General features: G+C 64.9%; 1 pseudogene. It reads right to left on the bottom strand.

The features are described from left to right. Positions 1–410: pseudogene (locus tag V2J85_RS40345) on the bottom strand (transposase); the annotation flags it as partial. Positions 411–538 lie beyond the last annotated feature (128 nt).

The raw sequence follows: 538 nt of genomic DNA on the forward strand, positions 1-538 counted from the left end.
GCTCCCGCCGAGAGCGGTTTCCAGGCCTGCTTCGGGCGGGTGGCGATCAGCTCGTCGACCCGGTACTCCCAGCCGTCGAGACCGGTCACCGTGTCGTTGACCTTGGTGGCCACCACATAAGCCACCTTGCGTTCTTCCAGCCAGGACCGAAAATGGCGGACTTGTCCGTAGGCTTCGTCGGTGGTGACCCAGGCGAAGGGCACGGCTGCGTCCAGGGCGCGTTGCAGCATCCACTTCAGGTGCTCGATCTTGGTGGCGAAGGGCACCTCGTCGCTGATCTTGGCCGCCTGGCACCGCGGGCGGTCGTCCGTCCAGGATGCGGGCAGATACAGCTCGCGGTCGATCAACGCCCGCCCCCGGGTGGAGGCATAGGCCAAGAACGTGCCGACCTGGCAGTTCTCCCTGCGTCCGGGGGCCTGTATTTCAATTACCGCTCGGTGCATGGGCGTTGGCGGGACAATGAGGTGTGACTGCGGGTACGGCCGCTCGGGCTTCAGTTGTGGCTTTGAGGGCGAAGTTCGATCAGTTCCTTCCCCAT

It is taken from the genome of Streptomyces bugieae (genome assembly GCF_036352915.1).
GTDB classification, from domain to species: Bacteria; Actinomycetota; Actinomycetes; order Streptomycetales; family Streptomycetaceae; genus Streptomyces; species Streptomyces endophytica.